This window comes from Clostridium luticellarii (assembly GCF_002995845.1).
In the GTDB taxonomy this organism is placed as follows: Bacteria; Bacillota; Clostridia; order Clostridiales; family Clostridiaceae; genus Clostridium_B; species Clostridium_B luticellarii.
In genome coordinates this window covers 1-22809 of the sequence record NZ_PVXP01000034.1, presented here as the reverse complement: position 1 = coordinate 22809, position 22809 = coordinate 1, and the positions used below count along the sequence as shown (strand labels likewise).

25 protein-coding genes and 1 pseudogene are annotated in these 22809 nt (G+C 35.2%); 23 read left to right on the top strand and 3 right to left on the bottom strand.

Annotation, left to right across the window (positions count from 1 at the left end; genetic code table 11):
- Positions 1 to 7 precede the first annotated feature (7 nt).
- The 19 genes from CLLU_RS11390 to CLLU_RS11300 all read left to right on the top strand — a co-directional run bounded on the left by CLLU_RS11390 (position 8) and on the right by CLLU_RS11300 (position 16739).
- Positions 8 to 199: a DUF7210 family protein gene (locus CLLU_RS11390; RefSeq protein ID WP_106009911.1), complete on the top strand. Its 192-nt coding sequence runs from the start codon at positions 8 to 10 to the stop codon at positions 197 to 199.
- Positions 199 to 507 (top strand): hypothetical protein, encoded by a 309-nt coding sequence (locus tag CLLU_RS11385; RefSeq protein ID WP_106009910.1) that lies wholly within the window; start codon positions 199 to 201, stop codon positions 505 to 507. Before CLLU_RS11390 ends, CLLU_RS11385 begins: the two co-directional genes overlap by 1 nt.
- Positions 504 to 878: a hypothetical protein gene (locus tag CLLU_RS11380; protein WP_106009909.1), complete on the top strand. Its 375-nt coding sequence runs from the start codon at positions 504 to 506 to the stop codon at positions 876 to 878. Before CLLU_RS11385 ends, CLLU_RS11380 begins: the two co-directional genes overlap by 4 nt.
- A 2-nt stretch (positions 879 to 880) precedes the next feature.
- Positions 881 to 1234, top strand: coding sequence for a hypothetical protein (locus CLLU_RS11375; protein ID WP_106009908.1), 354 nt, complete (start codon positions 881 to 883; stop codon positions 1232 to 1234).
- On the top strand, positions 1231 to 1575 hold the full coding sequence (locus tag CLLU_RS11370; RefSeq protein WP_106009907.1) for a hypothetical protein: 345 nt from the start codon (positions 1231 to 1233) through the stop codon (positions 1573 to 1575). Before CLLU_RS11375 ends, CLLU_RS11370 begins: the two co-directional genes overlap by 4 nt.
- Positions 1576 to 1590: 15 nt before the next feature.
- Positions 1591 to 2202, top strand: coding sequence for a hypothetical protein (locus CLLU_RS11365; protein WP_106009906.1), 612 nt, complete (start codon positions 1591 to 1593; stop codon positions 2200 to 2202).
- A gap of 2 nt (positions 2203 to 2204) precedes the next feature.
- Positions 2205 to 3128, top strand: coding sequence for a hypothetical protein (locus CLLU_RS11360; protein WP_106009905.1), 924 nt, complete (start codon positions 2205 to 2207; stop codon positions 3126 to 3128).
- 96 nt (positions 3129 to 3224) lie between these two features.
- Entirely contained in the window at positions 3225 to 3686 is a 462-nt protein-coding gene (locus CLLU_RS11355; RefSeq protein ID WP_106009904.1) for a hypothetical protein, read from the top strand.
- Positions 3655 to 3888, top strand: a complete 234-nt coding sequence (locus CLLU_RS11350) for a hypothetical protein (RefSeq protein ID WP_207655995.1) — start codon at positions 3655 to 3657, stop codon at positions 3886 to 3888. Before CLLU_RS11355 ends, CLLU_RS11350 begins: the two co-directional genes overlap by 32 nt.
- A gap of 4 nt (positions 3889 to 3892) precedes the next feature.
- Positions 3893 to 7186 carry a phage tail tape measure protein gene (locus CLLU_RS11345; protein WP_106009902.1) on the top strand — a complete coding sequence of 1098 codons (3294 nt, stop codon included), beginning with the start codon at positions 3893 to 3895 and terminating at the stop codon, positions 7184 to 7186.
- Entirely contained in the window at positions 7186 to 8007 is an 822-nt protein-coding gene (locus CLLU_RS11340; RefSeq protein ID WP_106009901.1) for a phage tail family protein, read from the top strand. Before CLLU_RS11345 ends, CLLU_RS11340 begins: the two co-directional genes overlap by 1 nt.
- Before the next feature lie 11 nt (positions 8008 to 8018).
- A complete protein-coding gene (locus CLLU_RS11335) occupies positions 8019 to 8339 on the top strand; it encodes a hypothetical protein (RefSeq protein ID WP_106009900.1) in 321 nt (106 codons plus the stop codon).
- 2 nt (positions 8340 to 8341) lie between these two features.
- Complete coding sequence (locus CLLU_RS11330) at positions 8342 to 8737, top strand: hypothetical protein (RefSeq protein ID WP_106009899.1); 396 nt, start codon at positions 8342 to 8344, stop codon at positions 8735 to 8737.
- A 47-nt stretch (positions 8738 to 8784) separates the two neighbouring features.
- The gene (locus CLLU_RS11325) at positions 8785 to 13749 is read left to right on the top strand and encodes a phage tail spike protein (protein ID WP_106009898.1); all 4965 of its coding nucleotides are present in this window, start codon (positions 8785 to 8787) and stop codon (positions 13747 to 13749) included.
- 11 nt (positions 13750 to 13760) lie between these two features.
- Positions 13761 to 14099 carry a hypothetical protein gene (locus tag CLLU_RS11320; RefSeq protein WP_106009897.1) on the top strand — a complete coding sequence of 113 codons (339 nt, stop codon included), beginning with the start codon at positions 13761 to 13763 and terminating at the stop codon, positions 14097 to 14099.
- Entirely contained in the window at positions 14096 to 14482 is a 387-nt protein-coding gene (locus CLLU_RS11315; protein WP_106009896.1) for a phage holin family protein, read from the top strand. Before CLLU_RS11320 ends, CLLU_RS11315 begins: the two co-directional genes overlap by 4 nt.
- A gap of 15 nt (positions 14483 to 14497) precedes the next feature.
- Positions 14498 to 15430, top strand: a complete 933-nt coding sequence (locus CLLU_RS11310; RefSeq protein ID WP_106009895.1) for a GH25 family lysozyme — start codon at positions 14498 to 14500, stop codon at positions 15428 to 15430.
- A gap of 21 nt (positions 15431 to 15451) precedes the next feature.
- Complete coding sequence (locus tag CLLU_RS11305; protein ID WP_106009894.1) at positions 15452 to 15934, top strand: hypothetical protein; 483 nt, start codon at positions 15452 to 15454, stop codon at positions 15932 to 15934.
- A gap of 109 nt (positions 15935 to 16043) precedes the next feature.
- A complete protein-coding gene (locus CLLU_RS11300; RefSeq protein ID WP_106009893.1) occupies positions 16044 to 16739 on the top strand; it encodes a hypothetical protein in 696 nt (231 codons plus the stop codon).
- A 34-nt stretch (positions 16740 to 16773) separates the two neighbouring features.
- Here the strand turns inward: CLLU_RS11300 and CLLU_RS11295 are convergent, their stop codons facing one another.
- Positions 16774 to 17148, bottom strand: coding sequence for an Ig-like domain-containing protein (locus CLLU_RS11295; RefSeq protein WP_106009892.1), 375 nt, complete (start codon positions 17146 to 17148; stop codon positions 16774 to 16776).
- Positions 17149 to 17250: 102 nt separating this feature from the next.
- On the opposite strand from CLLU_RS11295, the pseudogene CLLU_RS11290 reads away from it, so the two are divergent.
- Both CLLU_RS11290 and CLLU_RS11285 read left to right on the top strand, forming a co-directional pair.
- Positions 17251 to 18444, top strand: a pseudogene (locus CLLU_RS11290) (B12-binding domain-containing radical SAM protein); the annotation flags it as partial.
- Between the two features lie 24 nt (positions 18445 to 18468).
- The gene (locus CLLU_RS11285; protein ID WP_106009890.1) at positions 18469 to 18774 is read left to right on the top strand and encodes a hypothetical protein; all 306 of its coding nucleotides are present in this window, start codon (positions 18469 to 18471) and stop codon (positions 18772 to 18774) included.
- Between the two features lie 81 nt (positions 18775 to 18855).
- Here CLLU_RS11285 and def read toward each other — a convergent pair whose 3' ends face one another.
- Positions 18856 to 19332, bottom strand: coding sequence for a peptide deformylase (gene def / locus CLLU_RS11280; RefSeq protein WP_106009889.1), 477 nt, complete (start codon positions 19330 to 19332; stop codon positions 18856 to 18858).
- Positions 19333 to 19480: 148 nt separating this feature from the next.
- Here def and CLLU_RS11275 point away from each other — a divergent pair, with 148 nt between their 5' ends.
- Positions 19481 to 19969 carry an ECF transporter S component gene (locus CLLU_RS11275; protein WP_106009888.1) on the top strand — a complete coding sequence of 163 codons (489 nt, stop codon included), beginning with the start codon at positions 19481 to 19483 and terminating at the stop codon, positions 19967 to 19969.
- A 184-nt stretch (positions 19970 to 20153) separates the two neighbouring features.
- Positions 20154 to 22457 carry an RNA polymerase recycling motor HelD gene (gene helD / locus CLLU_RS11270; RefSeq protein ID WP_106009887.1) on the top strand — a complete coding sequence of 768 codons (2304 nt, stop codon included), beginning with the start codon at positions 20154 to 20156 and terminating at the stop codon, positions 22455 to 22457.
- Positions 22458 to 22555: 98 nt separating this feature from the next.
- On the opposite strand, the gene CLLU_RS11265 is transcribed toward helD, so the two are convergent.
- Positions 22556 to 22720, bottom strand: a complete 165-nt coding sequence (locus CLLU_RS11265) for an aspartyl-phosphate phosphatase Spo0E family protein (RefSeq protein WP_106009886.1) — start codon at positions 22718 to 22720, stop codon at positions 22556 to 22558.
- Between the last annotated feature and the right edge of the window lie 89 nt (positions 22721 to 22809).

Genomic DNA, 22809 nt, shown 5'->3' with positions numbered 1-22809 from the left:
TTAGAATATGGCAAATATCAAAGTAAAGGCATTGGTGAACCTTAAATATGGTTCTACCATTGCTAAAATAGGGAATATTTTCGAGGTTAGGCAGGAAGATGCTAAGGCTTTAGTTCAAAAGAAATTAGTAGAAGAATTACCCCAACAGATCACTACAACTACAGAAGCGCCTAAACAAACTACAAAGGCTAAAAAATAATGGGTGATTTGGATAAATTAAAGCTATTAATTTTTGAGAGTAAATATCCCTATTTTTCAGACGAGGAATTGCAGAATTTTTTAACTATATATGACAATGATGTGTATTATACAGCGGCTCAGCTATGCCTTATGAAGATGGATATGGAGAAGAGTATTAAGGTAGGACCTATTACAATAGAGAATCCGGACCCTTCATATTGGCAAGGACTAGCTAATAAATATTCTGATAAATCTGAGCAGGAAAACGGAGGGAGTGGCTCTAGCGGTTATTACCCAACATACATGAATAGAGCTGATGAATTATGATTAGCAAGGAACGTATGCGAAATGTAGTTAAAAAGGCCATACAGCAATTACCTACTACTGTTAAAGTGAAACGTAAGCAGGTAGACCAATACCACCAGGAGACGGGAGAATATGACGATATAGCAACACTTACAGGGGTATTATACAAGAATGATACCTCTAATAGTCTATTCTTCAATATGGGCACAAATAACTTTACCCAGGAGCCTAATTCTGTTTACTTTTTGTGCGATTGGAGTGAAGATTCTATAAAAGTCAAACCTCTTGATATTTTGGAAACACAAAACCAAGACATACAACAGAGTTTTGAAGTCCAAGACCCAGGAGCCAATATGGAGATTTATTTTAATATGCAATTAAAAGAGGTGTAATTATGGCGGATGGTTTTAAAATAGATATAAATGACGTCTTAAAAAAGACTCTCTATAACCAAAAGAAAGTGCATGACGGCTGTGTAAGATATGCACAGACATCAGGGAAAATGATGGTTGCAGATGCTAAGCAAAACGCAAAATGGAGAGATAGAACAGGTTTATCCAGAGATACAATGGATGCGGGAATTGTTGACAAAAATAATGTAATTGAAATTAACCTACGAGGGCATACACCACAATTTAAGTATCTAGAATATGCTATGGAAAAGAAATATGCAATATTAAATCCTACCAGAGATAAATTTGCAACGGAGGTTATAAAGGGGTGGGCTGAGGTGTTAAAAAGTTTATGATGCAAAAATTATTTGATTATTTAGCAGATTTAGGATATGAAGTATATTTTCCTAACCAGAAGACAGGAGAATGTACTTCTTTTTATATTGTCCTAAAAGAACAATTGACAACCTCTAGCATCTACTCATTCAAGCTGGGACACACGAATATAGATGTTATTTTGTATGCACCACGCACACAAACACTTGCATTGTTAGATAAGAAAAAAGAAATAAAAGAACATTTGAAAAGCTATGAGGGATTATTTTATGGCGGCTATGAATCTCCAACAATAGAGGATGATAGCGTCAAGGGAATAACTTGTAGCGTTACTTATAGAGCACAGAAAGTTTTAATTTAAGAAGGAGGAATTTTTATGGCAAAAGTAGAGGGTGCGCCTCTTATTAATATAGTTAGAAATGAAATTATAACAGATGAAACAACTCCCAAAACTCTTACATTTGATTCGGCGTCTGAAGCGTCTTATTCTCCCACATTATCTGAGGGAGATGAACAAGTATTAAGAAGCAAAAACAAATTATATGCTATTAACCGTACAGAAGATATTCAATATGGTTCAGATATAGAATTAACAGATGCTAAGTTTATTCCAGAAGTCTTAGCTGTTGTAGATGGTGGCGAATTGGTAATGGATACTGAAGACCCCACAAAAGTTGTAGGATATAATGCACCGGTTACGGGGCAGGCAGTAAACCGTACTAAGTTTACTTACAATATATACACAGAAGAAAAGGATATAGACGGTAATACTCTTGCGTATTATAAATTCAGTTTTCCTAATTCTAAAGGTTCACCGGCAGAGTTTGATTTCAAAGATGGAGATTGGTTGGCACCTAAATATACAATCCATAGTAGAGCGGCGAGTGGACAACCACCTTATACGGTTGAAGTATTGGATGAATTGCCTGCCGAAACTACAACTACTACAACGGCACCAACCACTACTACGACTACTACAGCAGGTTAATCATGATATTCATAATGGCACAGCCTGCCATACAAAGGTTTAAATGGGAATTAGATGTATGCCTTAATAACTTGAAATCACATGGGGTAGAGGACATTATATTGTTATTTACACAGTACGATAACTCTATCCCTAAATATTTTGAAAAGAAATATGGTGCTAAATGTTTTGTATATCGAGATAATAATACAAGCAAACAATATATACCCAGTGTAAAACCATATCTATGGTGGCAGTTCTTAAAAAACAATCCTGAATATGAAAAAGAAAATTATTTCTATATGGATGCAGATGTTATTTTCAGAGAATTACCCGATTTTAGCAAAATACCAAATGATGTTAATCTTTGGGTTGCTAGTGATTGTGATGGGTATTTAGGTACCAGGTATATAGATAGTAAAGGCAAACATTTATTAGAAGAAATGTGCAAAGTTATAGGAGTAGAAGAAAGCAAGATTAGAAGTTTAGATAAAGCTGTAGGTGCACAATGGATAATGCATAAACCTTCTTGTGAATATTGGGAGAAGGTTTATTTTGATTGTATTAAATTATATAAATGGTTTTGTACTAATGAACTACGATATATAAGAGAGAATAGGCAAGTGAATAATTATACACCTATTCAGAAATGGACAGCGGAAATGTGGGCACAACTATGGAACTGTCTATTATTTGGTATAATACCAACAATATCAAGCGAGTTAGATTTTTGCTGGGCAACAGATGATATTAAAAGATGGAATGAAACTAAAATATATCATAATGCAGGAGTTACCCCAGATATGCACGATCGTTTGTTCTTTAAAGGACAATACGTGAATAAAGCACCATTTAAAGATAATTTAAATTTTGTAGACAAAAGTAAATGCAGTTATAAATATGTAGAGCAAATTCTAAAAACAAGTAAAAGTGAGCCTTGTATTTGAGATATAAGGCTTTTATTTTTATTTATTAATGCAATTATATGCCTAAAAGTAAAACAGCTGTATATGAGCTGTATATTTGATTAAGGAGGATAAAGAATGTCAGAAGAATTAAGAATAACCAGTTTGGATGAAATAAAAAAAGCCGCAAGTGGGCAATTAGTTAAATTAGCGGGCTGGGGTGAAGAACCTTGGGTAGCAAAAATTAAAAGGGTATCTTTGTTAGATCTAATAAAAGAAGGAGTTATACCTAATTCATTATTGGCAGCGGCACAGGAAATTTTTATGGGAAAGCAATCTGGTAAAAGTGTCAATATTGGAGAAATAAGCAAAGTTATGGAAGCTGTGGCGAAGTCTATGTTAGTAGAACCAACATGGGAACAATTAGAAGACAGAGACATTAAGCTAACAGACGAACAAGTCACGGAGCTATTCCAGTATGCTCAGGGAGGTTTAAAAGGGTTAGAACGGTTTCGTAAAGACCAAGAACGTCTTGCGAATAATCAGTCAGTCAGAGCATTACAACAAATTGCCCAGCGAAATAGCAAGGATACAAAATGATTATGAAGCCTTTTGTTTTGATGAAGCAGTAAGTTACATACAATCTATGATGTATTACGACTATGGCAAAGATGGAAAAGGCGAAGGTAAATTAAAATGGCATAAAACACCGCATTGGATAGATGAAGATAAGCCAAGGAATAATTCGGAGCTATTTAAAAAGATGCAAAAGCAGGAACAGAAATATGAGAAGAAGGGGTGATTAAATGGCTATAGATGGAGGTACTATATTGGCAACATTGGCCCTAACAACCAGCCCCTTTAATGCGTCTTTAGCTAGTGCAGGTAAAAGTTTAAGGACATTCGCCGATTCTGCTCAAACTGTAAATACCAGAATAGGAGCTTTAGGAAACGCTGCAAATGCTATTGGAAGCTCTCTGAGTAAGTATGTAACATTGCCTATTTTGGGTATAGGTGCAGCAGCTTTGAAGATGTCAACACAGTTTGATGCCCAAATGTCTAGGGTTCAATCTGTGGCGGGTGCATCTGCATCTCAGATGAAAGCCTTGCATGACCAGGCATTGGAACTTGGAGCGTCAACAGCATTTTCAGCGAGTGAAGCGGCAGAAGGTATGGAAAACCTTGCGTCTGCTGGTTTTACAGTTAATGAAATTACAAAGGCTATGCCTGGTATGTTAGATTTGGCAGCGGCCAGTGGAGAAGATTTGGCTAATAGCGCTGATATAGCGGCAAGTACATTGAGAGGATTTGGACTAGCTGCAGATCAAGCTGGACATGTGGCTGATGTACTAGCTAAAAATGCAAATGCTACAAATGCAGCTGTAGCAGATACAGGCGAAGCTATGAAATATGTTGCCCCAGTAGCTCATTCCATGGGATTAAGTCTTGAAGAGGTTACGGCAGCCATAGGAGAAATGGCAGATCAAGGGATTAAAGGTTCGCAGGCAGGCACTACAATACGTAGTGCTTTAATTAGTTTAGCTAAACCTTCAAAGCAGGCGGCTGAATTAATGCAAAGTATCGGATTTAGTGCTTTTGATGCACAAGGCAAAATGTTACCTTTGAATCAAATTGTTGCAAACTTGCAAAAATCTATGGCAGGTATGACGCAAGAACAAAAAGCTAATACTCTAGCAACGATATTTGGTACTGAAGCCATGTCTGGTATGCAAATACTTGTAAATGATGGTAGTACTAGCCTACAAAAATTGACTAAAGAATTACAGAATTCAACAGGAGCAGCAGCAGATGCAGCAAAAATAAATCAAGATAATTTAAAAGGTTCTCTCGATGGATTAAGTGGTGCTTTTGAAACCCTAGGAATAAAGATAGGTGAGACAGCTACGCCACAATTACGTGGTTTAGTAGATTGGTTTGCTAAAGTAGTAACAGCTTTTGGGAATTCAAGTGATGGTACTAGAACATTCATAGTAGAAACAGGATTAGCGGTAGCGGCTATAGGCCCGTTACTATTGGTTTTGTCCCAATTAATATTGTCACTGCAGAGGTTGAATGAGGCTTATCAATTTCTAATGAGATTTCAAGCTATGCAAAGCATTATGAATGGCGTTCGTGGGGCTATGGCTGGACTACTAAGCCCTATAAGCTTAACTATTGGTGCTCTAGCTTTGTTAGGTATCGGCATATATGAAGCAGCTACTCATTGGCAATATTTACGGGGCGTAATGGCTAATGTTGATCGATATATACATGAAGATTTAACGAAGGATTTAAAATATGCTTATGAAACAGTAGTGATGATTACTAAAAATATAGTTCAATGGTTACAAGATAATTTGCCTGGGATTATAAATACTGTTATAACTGTGGGGGGGCAGATATTCCAATACCTATCTGAACATGCAGGGCAATTTTTAACAGTGGCCAAGCAAATAGTCTTTAATATTGCCAATGGAATTATTACGAATTTACCGCAAATGATAGCAGCAGCCAGCAATATTATAAATACTCTTATGACGTCATTTTTAAATAGTTTACCAACTTTAATGCTAATGGGGCAACAATTGTTACAAAATATACTAAATGGTATAAACACATATTTACCTAATATTCTTACTACAGGATTAAATATAATTACACAATTAATAAATTCTATTGTAGTAAATTTGCCTTACATTATAAATATAGGGAGCCAAGTTATAATTACTTTACTCACAGCAATTATACAAGCTTTGCCTATATTGATTAGTGGTGCGGCAAATATAATTTCTGCTTTGATTATTGGTATTATCAATGTTTTACCAATGCTCATAAATGTAGGCTTGCAGCTTGTATTGGCACTGGCTAACGCAATATTGCAGAACTTACCGCAGATTATAACCGCGGGCATGAATTTAATAGTGGCCTTAATAAATGGCATATTGCAAAATTTACCGCAGATTATTGCCACGATAGTTGAAGTGATTGTACTACTGGCACAAGCTATAATTCAAAATCTTCCTTTGATTTTATCGGCCGGTATAAGAATTATAGGAGCCATTATTATTGGATTAGGGCAGGCTTTGCCACAATTATTAAGTTATGGTGGGCAAGCAATGCATCAATTATGGAATATATTAAAGAACGTAGATTGGGCTGCTGTAGGTAAGGCTGTAATAAACGGAATTATAGCAGGCATCAAAGCTATAGCGAAAAATTTATGGGATACTGCTAAATGGTTAGGAGAACAATTATTGACCAAACTAAGAGAAACATTTGGCATAGGTTCTCCGTCAAAAGAGATGTACAGCATTGGTAAATATTTAATTCAAGGTCTGGCAAATGCTATGACTGATGGTAAAGATCATATAATGTCTGTAGTAAATAAAGTATTTGGTGGAGCTTTAAGTTACGCAAAGGGTATGTTTAGTAGTGCGCAAGTAGGAGCTTGGCTCTCTATGGCATTAATGGAATCGGGGACACCTCTTTCATGGTTGCCGGCTATGCAACAGCTTGTCAAGAAAGAATCTGGTGGCAATCCAGGGGCTTATAATAGTACAAGTGTAGGAGGTCAACATGCTACTGGCCTCATGCAGATGTTACCTAGTACATTCAGGGCGTATATGGCATCAGGACATGGAAATATAACTAATCCTTTAGATAACATTTTAAGTGCTATAAACTATATAAAAGCCAGATATGGAAGCCCTTACAATATTCCACATCTATTTGGCGGTAATTATGTAGGGTATGCAACGGGTATAAAATCAGCCGTAAAAGGCATGCATGCAGTCGCAGAAAAAGGATTGGAAGTTATCGGAGGAAAGGCTTTAAGATATTTTAGCGGCGGCCAAACAGTACTAAACAATAGAGACAGCATGAATCTTTTAACTACAGTGGCTAATATAACAGATGCTTTGAATAATGCCAAAGGATTAGACACAATAACACAGGCGCAATTGGCAACTCCAAATGGTACACCAGTTTCCATAGAACTTAATTTAAATGGCAACTATGCATTCACAGATAAAGCGGCTATAGATGAATTATCAACTCAGGTAAGCAGGACTATAGGTGGAAGAATGAGGGGGCGGTTCTAGTGACTACAGTGGATATAAACGGTAAAGAATCTTATGAATATTTTAATGCAACATTGGTTGATAAGAGTATAGGTACAAATAAGATAAATACTGAAATACAATGGAATCATTTAGCCCCCGAGCCTATAATAACCGACACAACTATGGGCGATAAGAAAATAACCATGAAGTTTTTGGTTGAGGGAAGTAACGAACTTGTAGCACGGAGAAATATAGGAAATTTGATATCAGAACTTAACAACGGTATAATTATATTTTCCGATTCACCACTAAAATACAAAATAAGGTTATCTGGAGACCCATCTATTACATGGTTCGGCGATACGGATACTGGGGTAGATTCTTACAGATACGTTGTTGAAATAGAATTAGCGGCAGGATTGGCATACGGAGACAGAGAACAAATAACTCAAACGATTACTATAAATAGTGGCGGAGATTTAACTGCGTCAATCCCTTTTAATATAAAAGGGAATTATATTACTCCATTGGTCGTATCCGCTCAAATTTTGGGGGGCGCCACAACAAGCCATTTAATTTATTTTGGACTAAATACAGACCCGACTTTTGAAATCCTGAATGCATACGTCAAGGACAAATTTGCCTTTTTGGATATGTACAACCTAGATGCTTTTACGGTTGACAGCGAACAATTTAAAATTAAACTTAATAACAGTATTTATTTGCCTGCTTTCAGAGGAGATTTCCCATTTATAAAACCAGGGGATAATGACTTGAATATTAAATTAGCTGCTTTGATGTCAGATGAAAGTTCTATAGACGTTAAGATAACAATAAACTATTTACCTAGATATATTTAAGGAGGAATAATATGTTGAATGAGCAAATAATTATAAGTGGTAATATTGCGGTAATAATACCAGCCACAGATACCACACCAGAGCAGAATAAAATTGTTGGTAATATGAGCAGCAACATAAATAGCGGTAACGGAACAGTAAGCATGACTATAAATCTGCAAGATAAAGATACTGCTCAAGCTAATTTGCCGCAGGTACAGCAGCAAGTACAAGAATTTATGGATGCTTTTAAAACTAAAACAAAACCAATTATTGATTTGTTTGGAGATGAAACTACTACCACCACTACAGAAGCACCTACAACGACTACCATAACTACTCAGGGGGCGTAAGAATGAATAAAAAGAAAATAAAAATAAGTAACCAGGAGATTTTGAAGAAGGTTGATGCTTTCAATTCTATTGTTAAGAAACAGCTTCCTGTATGTGCCAGCTATGCAATATCTAAAAATATAGAAGCTTTCAACAGGGAAATAGAGTTCTATAACAAGGAACGTAAGAAGCTAGTAGATAAATATTCAAAGAAAGATGACAAAGGCAAAACGGTAAAAAGTAAAAAAGGTGAAATTACTCTGGAAAAACCAGAAGAATTTCAAAAAGAGCATGAGGAATTATTGAACATAGAAACTGAAATAGAAGTATGTACATGTACGATTGCTAATTTAGGTGATAAGGAACCATTTTCACCGGCAGAGATTACAGCTATAAATTTTATGTTAGAAGATTATTAAGAGCTTAGAAATAAGTTCTTTTTTTATTGTAAAAGGGTGAGTTAACTATGCTAATGTTATATAACGATTCAGGTTCACCTATAGGTGTATTACCAAATGCCAAGGAGATAAAACGAACTCAGAGTACTTCTGGCACAGATACACTTGAATTTCAATATCCTATATACAGTTATTATGGAACTAATGAAGAGATACTAGACGATATGTCTTCACAGATACATTGCCAATATTTCATTGAAACCGAAGACCAGAAATATGTCATAAAAAAAGTGAATCCGCAAAATGGTATATTATATGTAACAGCAACAGTGTATTTGGATGAATTGACTAATACTACTAATCTTGCCTTTTCCAGACCAGATGAATACTTAGGCGTATTAGTTACCAATGCTTTAAATGGTACAGGTTGGGGGCATTACAGCAGTATAAATACAGAACAGAGAAGCCTAGCCATGAAGACTTCTACAGCTTTAGACATAGTAAAAAAAGTTGCAGAGCTGTTTATGACTGATTTAAAGTTTGATGCAAAAAATAAAATAGTTCATTTAGATAGAGACGTCTCTGAAAACAAGGGCGTTTTTTTTGACGATAAAATTAATCTAATATCTTTAAATCTGACAGAAGATACAGAGGATTTAGTGACACGTCTTATACCTATTGGGAAAGATAATCTAGATATAACAGAAGTAAATGACGGTCTATCTTATGTGGAAAATCACCAGTATACGGCGCAAGACATAACAGCCTACTGGGCTTCCGATCAATATACAAATGCCGAGGATTTAAAAGAAGATGCAATACGTAAACTTAGTATATTAAGTCAGCCTAAAATTACTTTTGATGTAAATGTATTGGATTTAGCTAGGATTGCAGAAGTAAATAGATGGGCAGATAAATATGATGAGTTTGAATACAACCTAGGCGACACCATAACCATTATGGATAGGAGAAACCAGATACGTAGAACTGCAAGAATAGTACAGATGGTTACTTATCCAGAGAATCCTAGCAAAAATACATTGCAGCTTGACAGTGAATACACCCTTATGGAAGATTACTTTGACAGAATTACCAAGGTAGATGAACAGCTTTCCGATATTACTACGGCAACAGGTGAAGTAAATGGTGACAAAATAGATGGTGTCTCTGGTGATAAGGTAGATAGTATTGATTGGACAAAGGTGCAGAATGTACAAATAGTTACAGCCCAAATCGGAGATGCACAGATAACCAATGCCAAAATTAAAGATGCTGAAATTACTACTGCAAAAATAGGAGATGCCCAGATTACAGCGGCTAAGATAAAAGATGCTGAAATTACTACAGCTAAAATACAAGATGCTTCAATTACAGATGCCAAAATCCACGACCTAAGTGCCGACAAAATTACTGCTGGCACTATAGATGCAAATTTCATAAGAGTAATTAACCTCAATGCAGACTGGATAAATGCTGGTACCATAAATGCCAATCTAATTGGGGCACGTACCATAACTGCGGATAAAATAGCGGCTAACTCCATAACAGCAACGGAGATGAAAACTGGCACTATAACAGCCGATTCCGGCATAATTGCAGATGCGGCCATAGGCAATGCACAGATACAAAACCTTGCTGTAACTGGAGCTAAAATAGCAAGTGCCACAATAGATACAGCCAATATAAAAAATGGTGCAATTACAAACGCTCTTATAGGAACAAGTGCAATCAATACAGTGCAAATAGCAGATGGCTCTATAACAGATGCTAAGATTGTAGGGTTAACTGCCAGTAAAATAACGGCTGGTACTTTGGATGCAGGAACAATAGATGTTATAAATTTAAATGCTTCCAATATAACTGTAGGCACCATAAATGGACAACAGATTGCACCGGGAGCCATAGACTTAAATCATTTGGGTGCAGACGTAACCGGGGAGATAGATAGTAAAGCCACGCAGGAGGATATAAATACCTCTATAGATGGAATAGAAATTGGCGGGAGAAATTTAATAAGGAATAGTGATTTTTCTGATGGTATATCAAATTGGGGCCACTATGGAAATCATACGGCAAGTTTAGACACTGATATACAATACAATGGGATAAATTCTATAAAAATTGTTGCATCTGGCGGTGGAGGCTCAGGACATAATATTGGCATCAAGGTGATTGGTGGTATAAAAAATGGTCAACAATACAGTTTAACGTTTTACGCCAAAGGCTCTGTAGGTGACGAGGTACTACATACAGAATTATGGGGTGGAATTGGCCAATCTGTTGTTAATGTAACATCAGATTGGCAGAAATATATCATTAACACACTAAAAGGGTCAACTTCAACTCAAGGCCTTTATTTTTGGCTTACACAAGCAGGAACGGTTAATATTACGTTAGCTAAACTGGAAGAGGGCAATAAAGCTACGGATTGGACGCCTGCACCCGAAGATATTCAACAACAATTTACAGACCTAAATACCGATTTACAAGCCATAGGAACGACAGCGAATGGGAAAAATTCTATCTATAGGCAGGCTACACAGCCAACCGGAGGAGCTTACACGGATGGTGACATCTGGTTTGATACAGCAAATGACAACCGTGTGAATGTATATGATGGAGCTAGTTGGGTATTAAATGGATTAGGGAATACGGCTATTTCGAACCTAGATGCAGGAAAAATTACCACAGGAACACTATCTGCCGATAGGATTGCAGCCAATAGTATTGGTGGGGACAAGATTACTGCTAATTCTATAGCAGTGAATAAAGTAACGAGTGATTTTGGTAAAAATCTGGATATTAGTAGTAATGCAGGATTGATTCTGGCTGTAGATAGTATCCAAATTGGTGGAAGAAATTTATTACTAAACAGTAATTTTGCTAATGGGTTTATTCACTGGAAAAATAATGGCGCTACTTATACAATAATGTCAGATGATATTTTTGGACAATGTTGCAAAGTAGTTGCGCCTGCTGCGAATAAAGGAATATACCAATATTTTTCCAGTGACACAGAGACTATTAATAACTACACAATATCTGGGTGGCTAAAGGCAGACACAGCAACTACAATAAATTTCGGGAGAGACTATGCTCAAAATGCAGTATCTATAACTACAGAATGGCAAAGGTTCATGATTACAATAAGTTCTAACACAAAACTCGGAGTAATAGCATATAGCCGAGCTGGCCTGGAAACATTTTATATAGCAAACGTAAAAGTTGAACGAGGAAATAAAGCTACGGATTGGACGCCTGCCCCCGAAGATATAGACGCCGCCATATCCCTAAAAGTATCTCAAACAGATTACACCGGGAATACAATAGCTTCTCTTATAAACCAAACAGCCACTACAGTAACAATAGATGCTGGTAAAATAAATCTTAATGGTTATGTAACAGTTTCTTCTCTGCAATCTGGGGGAAGTACTATTATAGATGGTTCTCGAATACGGACAGGCACTCTAGATGCTTCTCTAGCTACTATAATAAATCTAAATGCATCTAATATAAATGCAGGATTATTACAAGGAAATTTAATAGCAGGAAGTACTATAACAGGGGATAAGATTGTAGCTGAAGCCATAACTTCCCGGGAAATCGCGTCTAAGACTATAACAGCCAATGAAATTGCAAGTAACACCATTACAGCCGCGCAGATGAAAACGGGCACGATTACAGCCGCATCTGGAGTAATTGGCTCTATAGATGCAAGCGTAATAACAACAGGGACACTAGACGCAAGTAAAATAAATGTTACTAATTTAGTAGCCCATCAGTTGCAGGTTACGCAGACGAATAGTGAAGTTGTAACTATAGATGCTCAAGACAGAGCCTTTGTAGATAATAATATCTGGTGCAGATATGGGCAGATAGATAAGCAGCGGGACAATATTACATCCTATACTGATTGGATTACTTATAATGATGGAACTCAAGTAGCTTTAACAGATAGTGATGGCTGGGACTGGATAAAGGATACTAGTACTACTAAGGCTTTTGGTGCTGGGACTGGAAAATATCCATTCTTCATTTTTAGATTTAACCTTGTAGCGGAATACAATAGAATACATGGCGGAACATTAGACAGTACCGGCATAACAGCTTTGGCAAATGCTATAGATAGTATTACATTTAATTGGGCCGCAAAGGCTACAGATGCAGATCTTAATACTCTAAGTTTAAATATGGGTATCTGGAACCCAAATTATGAAAGAAATTTTTCTGGATTTATTATCGCTTCGCCTGACAGTACTACAATAAGAGCTGAAACAGTTACCCAAGATGCTAACCCGCAGGATTACCAGTACATCAAAAATGTATTATCGTCGGATGGGTATATATACCTATATGCTATGTGCAATAGCGAAGAAAGCCGAATAGAAGTAAATGTATTGCAATTCACTGTACATCTAAAAACCTATAGTGATACTATCGTTGCTTATGGAACAACACTTGTAGATGCTATGCCGGATATAAACGGCGGCAGAATTTATGTCTACAACAATTCTGGAGACAAGAATGTAACAATAGGTTCATCTGGATTTGCGGCTTCTAATCGTGGTGGCACTTTAATCTTGCATGACAACGACGAAAGCCACAAGGTTGAGATGGGTATCTCAAGCCAATATGACGCTGGGCTAATAAATGTATATGGCTCCAGTACGGATTATGCGGCAACGTTATACGCTAATAACCAAGGTAATGGGCCTACAGTCTATCTAAAAAATGGGACAGATTATTCAGCCCTAACTTCATCCGACTTATATGTGGAACGAAATCAAATAGTTTCTAATGGACATCTGTATCATATCGGAAGAGGAAGTGTAGCATATTCAACTTCTATAACATTAAGCAGTAATAGTACTACAACCATAACTCATAGTTTGGGGTATTATCCAATCGTGCAGTTAGATGGGAATACCGGAAATAATGTCCTTACCGTATACCACAACAGTACAAGCCAAATAACCATTAGAAATTACAGCTCGGGCGGCAACAGCTGGAGTGGTACAGTACGTTTGTATTAGGAGATGATAACTTGAATTATTATGCCATAGTGGATACAAATAGAAAGATTATACAATTGTTCGGCTGGGGTGATAATAGACCACTCCCGGCAGAATATCCCCGCCCAGAAAACACTAATATAATAGGAATTCCACAGAATTTTGCGGAGGAAATCCAAGGCAAATGGCAGGACACAGATGTGTATGTAAAAGATATTACGGTTCTTATGGACTCTACGCAGGATTACACGGAGTATTTTACAGATGTGGCAAAAGAGGTGCAACAGGCTGGACCGACAATGGAGGAACTGCAAAAACAGGTGGCAGATTTACAAACACAGATTAAGGCTATGCAGGAGGTGACAAAGTGAACAAACACGTTTTTAATACTATAGTGGCGGGGATAGGGAGCGTATTGACGTATTGTTTTGGTGGGTGGGATACATGCTTGATTGTGTTGGTTGTATTCATGGTACTCGACTATGGAACAGGGCTTTTAAATGCATGGATACAATGCAGGTTAAATTCTAAAGTAGGGTATAAAGGCATTGCAAAGAAAGCATCTATACTTGTAGTGCTTATTGTGGCGGTACTTTTAGACAGACTTCTAAACAATGGAATATGGGTTTTTCGTACCCTTGTTTGTTATTTTTACATAGCGAACGAGGGCATTTCTATTTTAGAAAACTGCGGTAAATGTGGACTTCCACTGCCGCAAAAATTAGTTAAAGCACTTGAGCAGCTAAAAAAATAAATAGGAGGTAATTTTATGCATAGAGGGGTAGACATAAGCAATTTAAATGGAAATGTTGATATGTCACTTATCAAAAATGCAGGGAGTGAATTCGTAATATGCAGGGCTACAGAGGGAACTTCCGGAAGTGGTTCTCAAGATGAAAAGTATCATCAAAATATGTCAAATGCAAAGGTAGCTGGATTAAAAACAGGTGCCTATCATTTTTCCCATTTTGCAGATATAGCAAAAGAGGAATCGGAGCTTCAAAACTTTCTAAACTTCATTCAGGATACTACTCCGGATATGATTGTATTAGATGCAGAAAACAGTTGCCAGGGTGATATTACTGGGCTGTGTTTAGATTTTTTAGATAACATAGCTCAGATAGCACAACCTTTAATTTACTGCAATCCTTCATGGCTAAGGACCCATCTTAATGCTTCTATAATGAAATATCCATTATGGATTGCAAACTATGGAGTATCTAGTCCAGATATAGGTTTTTACGATGGTTATGGTATATGGCAATATTCAGATAAGGGGCAAATATCAGGAGTAAGTGGCTATGTTGATTTAAATTATATGACTGATACCCTCTGGAATTTAATTTCTGGTGGATACACACCACCTGCAGATAAATTAAAAGAGCAGATAAGGGCGCTACAGTATGATCTAAACTCTGAATACAATGCTGGATTGGTTGTAGGTGGAGTAGCAGGACCAGCAACCATGGCAGCACTAAAAGGGATACAAAACATTATAGTAAAGGGCCATAAGTCTTATGTAGTTTTATGGATACAGCAGAAACTAGAAAGCTATGGATATTTACAACCCGGAAGTTATAAAGAAAAAGTTTATGATGAACCAACTTTCCAGGCTGTTACTAATTTACAGAAGAACTGGGGCAGACCGACAGATGGAGTTTTAAGAATAGAAACATGGAGTATTTTTCTAAACAATGAATAAAATTTATGGAGGTAATATAAAATGAATAGTGCATATATAATATCTGGAGCTATATTGGTTGTTGTGATACTGATTTTCCTATTTGGATACTTGAAGTATAAAAAGATAGATATTAAGAATTTGTTTGAAATGGCCTTAAAAATTGTTGGAGGTGTGCAACAGTTATATTTATCAGGCCAGCTCACGGCAGGGGAAAGAAAAGATACCGCGGTAAAGGGGTTGACTAATTTTTTAGCCAGTAAAGGAATAAAAGTTAGCGATTCTCTTACAAATGTTATAGGATTGATTATAGAATGGGCAGTTAAAGAGAGCGGATCTACCGATATAAACAAGCTTATAGATGAAAAGATTGTACCTATACAAGAGAAACTGAATGCAGCTACAAAAGAAAATACAGAATTAAAAGCTAAAGTAACTACATTACAAAGTAAGCTTTCCACTGTAAAAAACGCTGTAACTCCGGCTACTACAAATAATACAGCAGCTAAACCAGCTCAGAAATAATTATTGCCCTACTAAGTTATTCTGGTAGGGCTTTATTTTTATACTTGAATATGGACAAGATGTTCATAAATTGTTAAAATATAGTTAATTAAAAGGGAGGGAATATGTAATGAAATTCATAGCTTATATTGGTGCCGTGGTTTTTGCAGTCTCATTATTTTTAGTAATAAGAGGGCTTAAAAGAAAAGACAAAACTAATTTTAAAAGGAATTTAATTATTTTAATAATATCTTTTATAGTTACGGGGATAGCAGGGCAATATGTGCCTACTGAAACACAACCTGCAGCGAATACGAAAAAGGAAGTATCTAAAGAAACACCTAAAGCGGAAAAACCAGAAGTAAAAAAAGAAACGCCTAAACCAGTAGTTAAAAAAGATACCTTAGAACAGTTGGTATCTAAAAATTTTCAAGAAGGTAAGCTCATAGTGGATACGACAAATAACATAGCTACTATACAGTTTAAGGTAGATTATACAAACGAAAATAATTTTGTTACTCAAATGATATACCATTCTAAATTAAATTTGGAAAAAATTTATAAAAATGATGAATTTAAAAAATATCAAACCATTAGGCTAGAAGGAATGGCGGAATTCACAGACAAGTACGGAAAAACTACTAAAGATATAGGAATGAAATTAACCTTCCCACAAACTGAACTACAGAAGGTTGAGGATTTTGGCAATATATCTAATGAACAATTTATATTACTTCAAGGTGATAATACTACATATTTAAATCCTGCAATAGGTAAGAATATAAAACCAGAAACACGTCAATTGGTATTTCCATCAGGCTATTAAAAAAAGAGGCTTTCATGCCTCTTTTAATTTACTCTTAATTAGCAATGTGGAACCTAAAATATATAGGTTTTACTGTTGCTCCTGTAGTACTCTTTAAATTCTGTATATATATTGTATAAGTCTCTCCAGCTTTATAAGGTTCTATATTAAATAGGTATAGAATCTTTTTGCCTTGCGTTAAAGCAGTTTGAACAGGTACTCTATTGTTTTTACTATCTACTACATATATATTATTTGCAGATAGTGTGCCATAATCTACTTCTTTATTTAAAGTTATAGTCCAGCATTTATATTGTGGTACATTATATGCATCTTTCCCATATTGCGTTGCAGATTGTGCTTCTGTAGAACCTACTCCTACAAAACACAGAGAAACAGCCAACACTAAAACACATAACAATTTTTTCATTTAAAATCTCTCCTTTAAATTTAAATTAATTTATATTAATATTAGAATATAGACAATAAATATATTCATCTCCCTTTATTAATATTTTAACAAAATGTTAACGATATGTCTATATATCCAAATATTATTAATATTTACCTTTTGACTAATATCATTTATGTATTATTAGCATGTCCTTTTGGGTGCAAATACTGTCTATCCTCCACTATTAAAGGTGTAAGATTTTTAAATATTGAAAGGGTAAAGGCAGAGCTTGCATTTTTAATGACAAAGAATATTAGACTTGTAAAATTTGTAGATAGGACTTTCAACTGCAATCATAAATTCACTATGGAGCTCTGGAAATTCATAATAGATGCTCAGACGAACACTACCTTTCATTTTGAAATTTCAGCGGATATTCTCACGGAGGATGAAATAGAACTGCTTCACAAGGCTCCCCCGGGAAGAATTCAGCTTGAAGTCGGGGTGCAAACTACAAATAATGGGGTTTTAGGTAATATAGACAGACACGTGAAATTTGAAAAGATAAAGGAAAAAGTTGAAGAAATAAAAAAATACGGCAATGTAAAACAGCATCTTGATTTAATAGCGGGGCTTCCGGAAGAGGATTTCAAATCCTTTAAAAGATCCTTCAATGATGTACATACTATAGGGCCGGAAGAAATTCAACTTGGCTTTTTAAAGCTCCTAAAAGGCTCTGACATGAGGGAGGAAGCGGAAAAATGGGGTATGGTATATTCTCCCTATGCTCCCTATGAGATCCTGAAAACAGACAGTATAAGTTATCAAGAGCTTGTCATATTGAAAATAGTTGAGAAAATCGTAGACAAATACTATAACTCGGGGAAATTTATACATATACTGAATTATTTCATACCCAAATTTGAAACTGCTTTTGACTTTTACTATGAGTTGGGAATGTTTTTTTATAACAGAGGCTATCTGGACAGAAACATATCATCAGTAGAATATTACAGGGTATTTGTTGAATTTGAAAAACAGTATTTGAATGAAAAAAGTATTGAATTAAATGAAATAATAAAATATGATTATCTTAAGTTCAATAAAAAAAGATGGCTTCCAGATTTTTTATTGAGGTACAGAGACAAATGTGGAGAAAAACTTATAAAACAGAAAATCCAGAATGGAGATATAGATGTATCAAAAAATTATCATATTGAGAAATTTTCTATAAATATAGAAAAGCTATTGAATAATTCTATCATAGAAAAAGAAAACGGATATGTACTATTTGACGGAGAAAGGGAATTATATCTGTTCAACCACATTTAAATCACATTGAAAGGAGTCCATATTATGAATTTGACTATTGACGATAGAGCTCTTAATTATGCAAGAGAAAAGGAAGGGGATTTCATAGTTAAAACTGTTTCCGCATCCGGAGGCTGCTGCTCTATGGAAGTTAGGGATATAACTATAGAATTTTCAAAAGATTTTAAAGGCAGTAAAAAAATATATAATAGTTACAATTACAAGGGTGTAAATGTATATGTGGAAAAAGGGCTTGAATTGGGAGAAGATGTGCTAATATATGAAAAAATAAAATTACCTCTAATTGGCAGCATGTTTGGCTCCAAGGGGATTTACGTAAAGTATTTTTAACCGGACATATGTATGCAGAGGGCTTTGTCTTAGCATTTATAACTTCAAGACAGCTGATGCTGAGAAAGCCCTTTGTCTGTATTAATCGGTAGCTTCTACCTTATATATTTTCTTTGCCCTGTCTGTATACAGGATGCCGGATAAATGATCTATTTCATGACAGAATACATTGGACACAAGTCCGTCTACCTTATAGGTAACCTCATTGCCCTGTATATCCTGACCTGTCACTATAATTTTTTTGGGCCTTATTACAATACCTTCATATCCCGGGTAGCTTAAGCATCCCTCCACGCTCTCCTGTCTGCCTATTTTTTTGATTATCCTGGGATTTATCAAAATTATGGGTTTTGAATCCTCTTCTTTCAGATCTATGACTATTATTTTTTTAAGTATTCCTATTTGAGGAGCAGAAAGTCCTACACCACCGGGGCTGTTGCTTAAAGTATCCTTTAAATCCTCTATAACCTTTAAAGTTTCCTCATCTATTTCTTTAACCTGTCTGCTGACCCTTTTTAGTAATTTATCCCCAAATTGCAATATCTCTCTTACTGCCAAATATATTCCCTCCTTATAAATCGTCCATAAATAAATTATACATTTATTTTATAAAAGGGTCAATTTGGATTTATGGCTTTACATTTAGAGCCAATGCATATATACTAATGTATATATATCAGTATATACATTAGTATGGAGGAGAAAAATGAATAATATAAAAAAACTTACTTATGCAGGTCTTCTGACAGCTTTGGCAATTGTAATACCAACGGCTTTTGGAATTTTAAAGATACAATTCGGACCTTTCAGTGCCACTCTAGCTGCTCATGTACCCATGTTCATATCAATGTTTTTGGGGCCTTTTGCAGCAGTAATGGTAGGTATAGGATCCGTAATAGGATTTTTGGTTACTTCACCTCTTGTAATAGCAGCAAGAGCTGCCAGCCATATATTTGTGGGACTGGCAGGTGCGCTCATGCTGAAAAGAGGAATATCCTTTAAAAAGATCATAGTACTTACAGCACCTATCCATGGAATACTTGAAGCTATAGCAGTAATACCTTTTGGATTTACTATGTACAAGGTGCTCATAGTAGTTGGAGTAGGTACACTTATTCACCATATGATAGATGGAGCTATTGCTCTAGGTATTTTAGGGGCACTTTCCAGAAGCTTGAGCCTAAAGAGAATTTAACGGCAAACAATAAAAATTCAAGTGAAAGCAAAAAGCAGTATGAATTCAATTCATACTGCTTTTTTGCACCCTTGACATATTATAATGTTAAATATAAAATTTATCCAAATGAGTAAACTCCATTTGAGCCTAAAAATCACTTGAGCTTTGTTATAAATGCTATTTATATGAGAGAAGGGATAATGTGTCCATAGATTGCGGTGAGATGAAAATTGAAAAAGAACATTTCAAGGATATTTTAAATTGGATAAATTCAGAAATAGAAAATATACAATCAGATGATATGAAATTAAAAACAAGTATAGAAGATCTTAGGAAACAATCTAAGGGAAGGTATAATGAAGAACTGGATACAAAAGAAAAATTATATAATATTACCCATAAAAATTTGGAAAAATACGAGGAAAGCAGAGAAAAGCCCTATTTTGGAAGAATTGATTTCAGGGAATATAAGGGCCAGAAAGAAACTTTTTATATAGGTAAATTTGGGCTGGGTGATATACAAAATGGAGATGAAAAGGTAATTGACTGGAGAGCTCCCCTAGCAGATCTATATTACAGCGGCGTGGAAGGAAAAACATTTTACAAATCCCCCATTGGAGTGATAAGCGGAGAACTCAGTTTGAAAAGGAAATTTCTGATTGAAAAGGGGAAATTAAAAAATGCCTTTGATGAGGGAATAAATGAAATAATGCTTAAATCCGACAATGAAGAGGGCAATTCACTGGTGGATGAATTTTTGAAAATAAATTTAAATCAAAGTGCAAACAACAGACTTAAAAATGTAGTGGCAACTATTCAGAAAGGGCAGAATGATATAATAAGAACTGAAAAAAACAGCACTCTTGTATTTCAAGGAGCTGCAGGGTCTGGAAAAACTACGGTGGCCCTCCATAGACTGGCTTATTTATTATACAGATATAAAGATAAGTTAAATGGAAAAGATGTTCTGGTTATAGCTCCCAACAAACTTTTTTTAAGCTATATATCTGATGTTCTTCCTGATTTGGGAATAGATAATGTAAAACAGATGACCTTTGAAGAAATGTGCAGTGAACTGCTTCACATCAAGGGGAAAATATATACTAAAGAAAAGAAATTGGCACATATTCTTGAGGATAGTAAAATTTCTTCTAAAAAAAATATAAGCCTGTGCAGCCGTATAAGAGGAAGCGTTCTATATAAAAAACTAATTGATGATTACGTAAAATATATTGAGAAAAAAGATCTGGACATGGGAGACATAAAAGTAGACAGTTATATTTTATTCAACAGTCAGGAAATATACAGACTTTATCTGAAAGACATGAGCCATATGCCTGTAAATCGAAGGAAACACGAAATAAAAAGATATTTTAAGCTGAAAATAGATGATAAAATAAATAAAATAGTTGATAAAATAGATTTTTTTTATGATTATCAAGTTGCCAGATTAAAGAAGACCATGGAAGATGGTTTAGACAGGAGAAAAAAAATCATAGATATATATGATAAAAGGGATAGGAAAAAGAAAGAAGCGACAATTACAGCAAAAAAGAATTTTGAAGATTATTTTGATAGATGGACCGAAGTTGATACATCCAAACTCTACGAAAAATTTTTGACTGATCAGAAAGTATTTGAAAAAATTGCAGCTGGAAAAGTTTCTAAAAGTATCTGGGATGATCTTGCAAAAGAAGTACAGACAAATAGACAGAATAATGTAATAGACAGTGATGATCTGGCTGCTCTCTGTTATTTGAAGTTTAAAATAGAAGGAGTTCCCAAAAAATTTAAATATAAGCATCTTGTGGTAGATGAGGCTCAGGATTACAGCAGTTTTGAAATGGAAGTCTTAAAGGAAATGAGTACAAGTGATTCTATGACTATAGTCGGAGATATTGCACAGGGTATATATGATTACAGGGGGATATCCGACTGGAACGGCCTAATAAAAGATATATTTGGAAGCAGCGTAAAATATTTTCAATTAACTCAAAGCTATCGTTCTACGGTAGAAATAATAGAATTTGCAAACAAGGTGCTCAAAATTCAAAAAAATAATTTGAAAGCTGCGGCACCTGTCTTGAGACACGGGGATTCTCCTAAAATAGTTGAATTCAAAAATAACAGAGATTTTAGTGAAAATTTAGATAAAATAGTTAAAAAAGTTTATGACAGCAGCAAAAATACCATAGCTGTCATAGGGAAAACTTATGACCAGTGCAAAAAGATCAGGGATTACTTGAAAAAATACAGTGTTTACAATTGGAATTTAGTAAGAGAAAATGATGATGTGCTGAAGGATGACAAAATAATAATTCCATCATACATGACAAAAGGTCTGGAATTTGACTGTAGTATAATTTATAATTGTAACCAAAGCAATTATACTGAGAGTGAATTGGACAAGAAAATACTCTATGTAGTTCTTACCCGGGCCCTTCACATGGAATACATATTTTATTCAGGTAAACTTTCAAAGATAATAGCTGATTTTCATAAGTAAAAGGGAATAAAGGCATATGTTATACGAAATGATTTTTACAGATTAAAATTTAAAGAAAGTAAGGGGTTTTACCCCTTATTTTTATCATATAAAAATATTTAATTAAAATTGTTTTCCCTTTGATATTCCAGGATTAGCTTGTCCAGCTTTTCACTGCACCTAATCACTGTTTCATCTGTAAGATTACCACTTCTCATCAGTGAATATAGAGTTTCTTTTAAATTATTTATTCTAATATCTAAATTTGCCAAATTATCCTTCATTGTTATTCCCCCATAAGGTAACTTTACTACTCTTATATTTTACCAGAAAATAATAAAATAAACATATCTTTTATTAGTCATTTAAATAC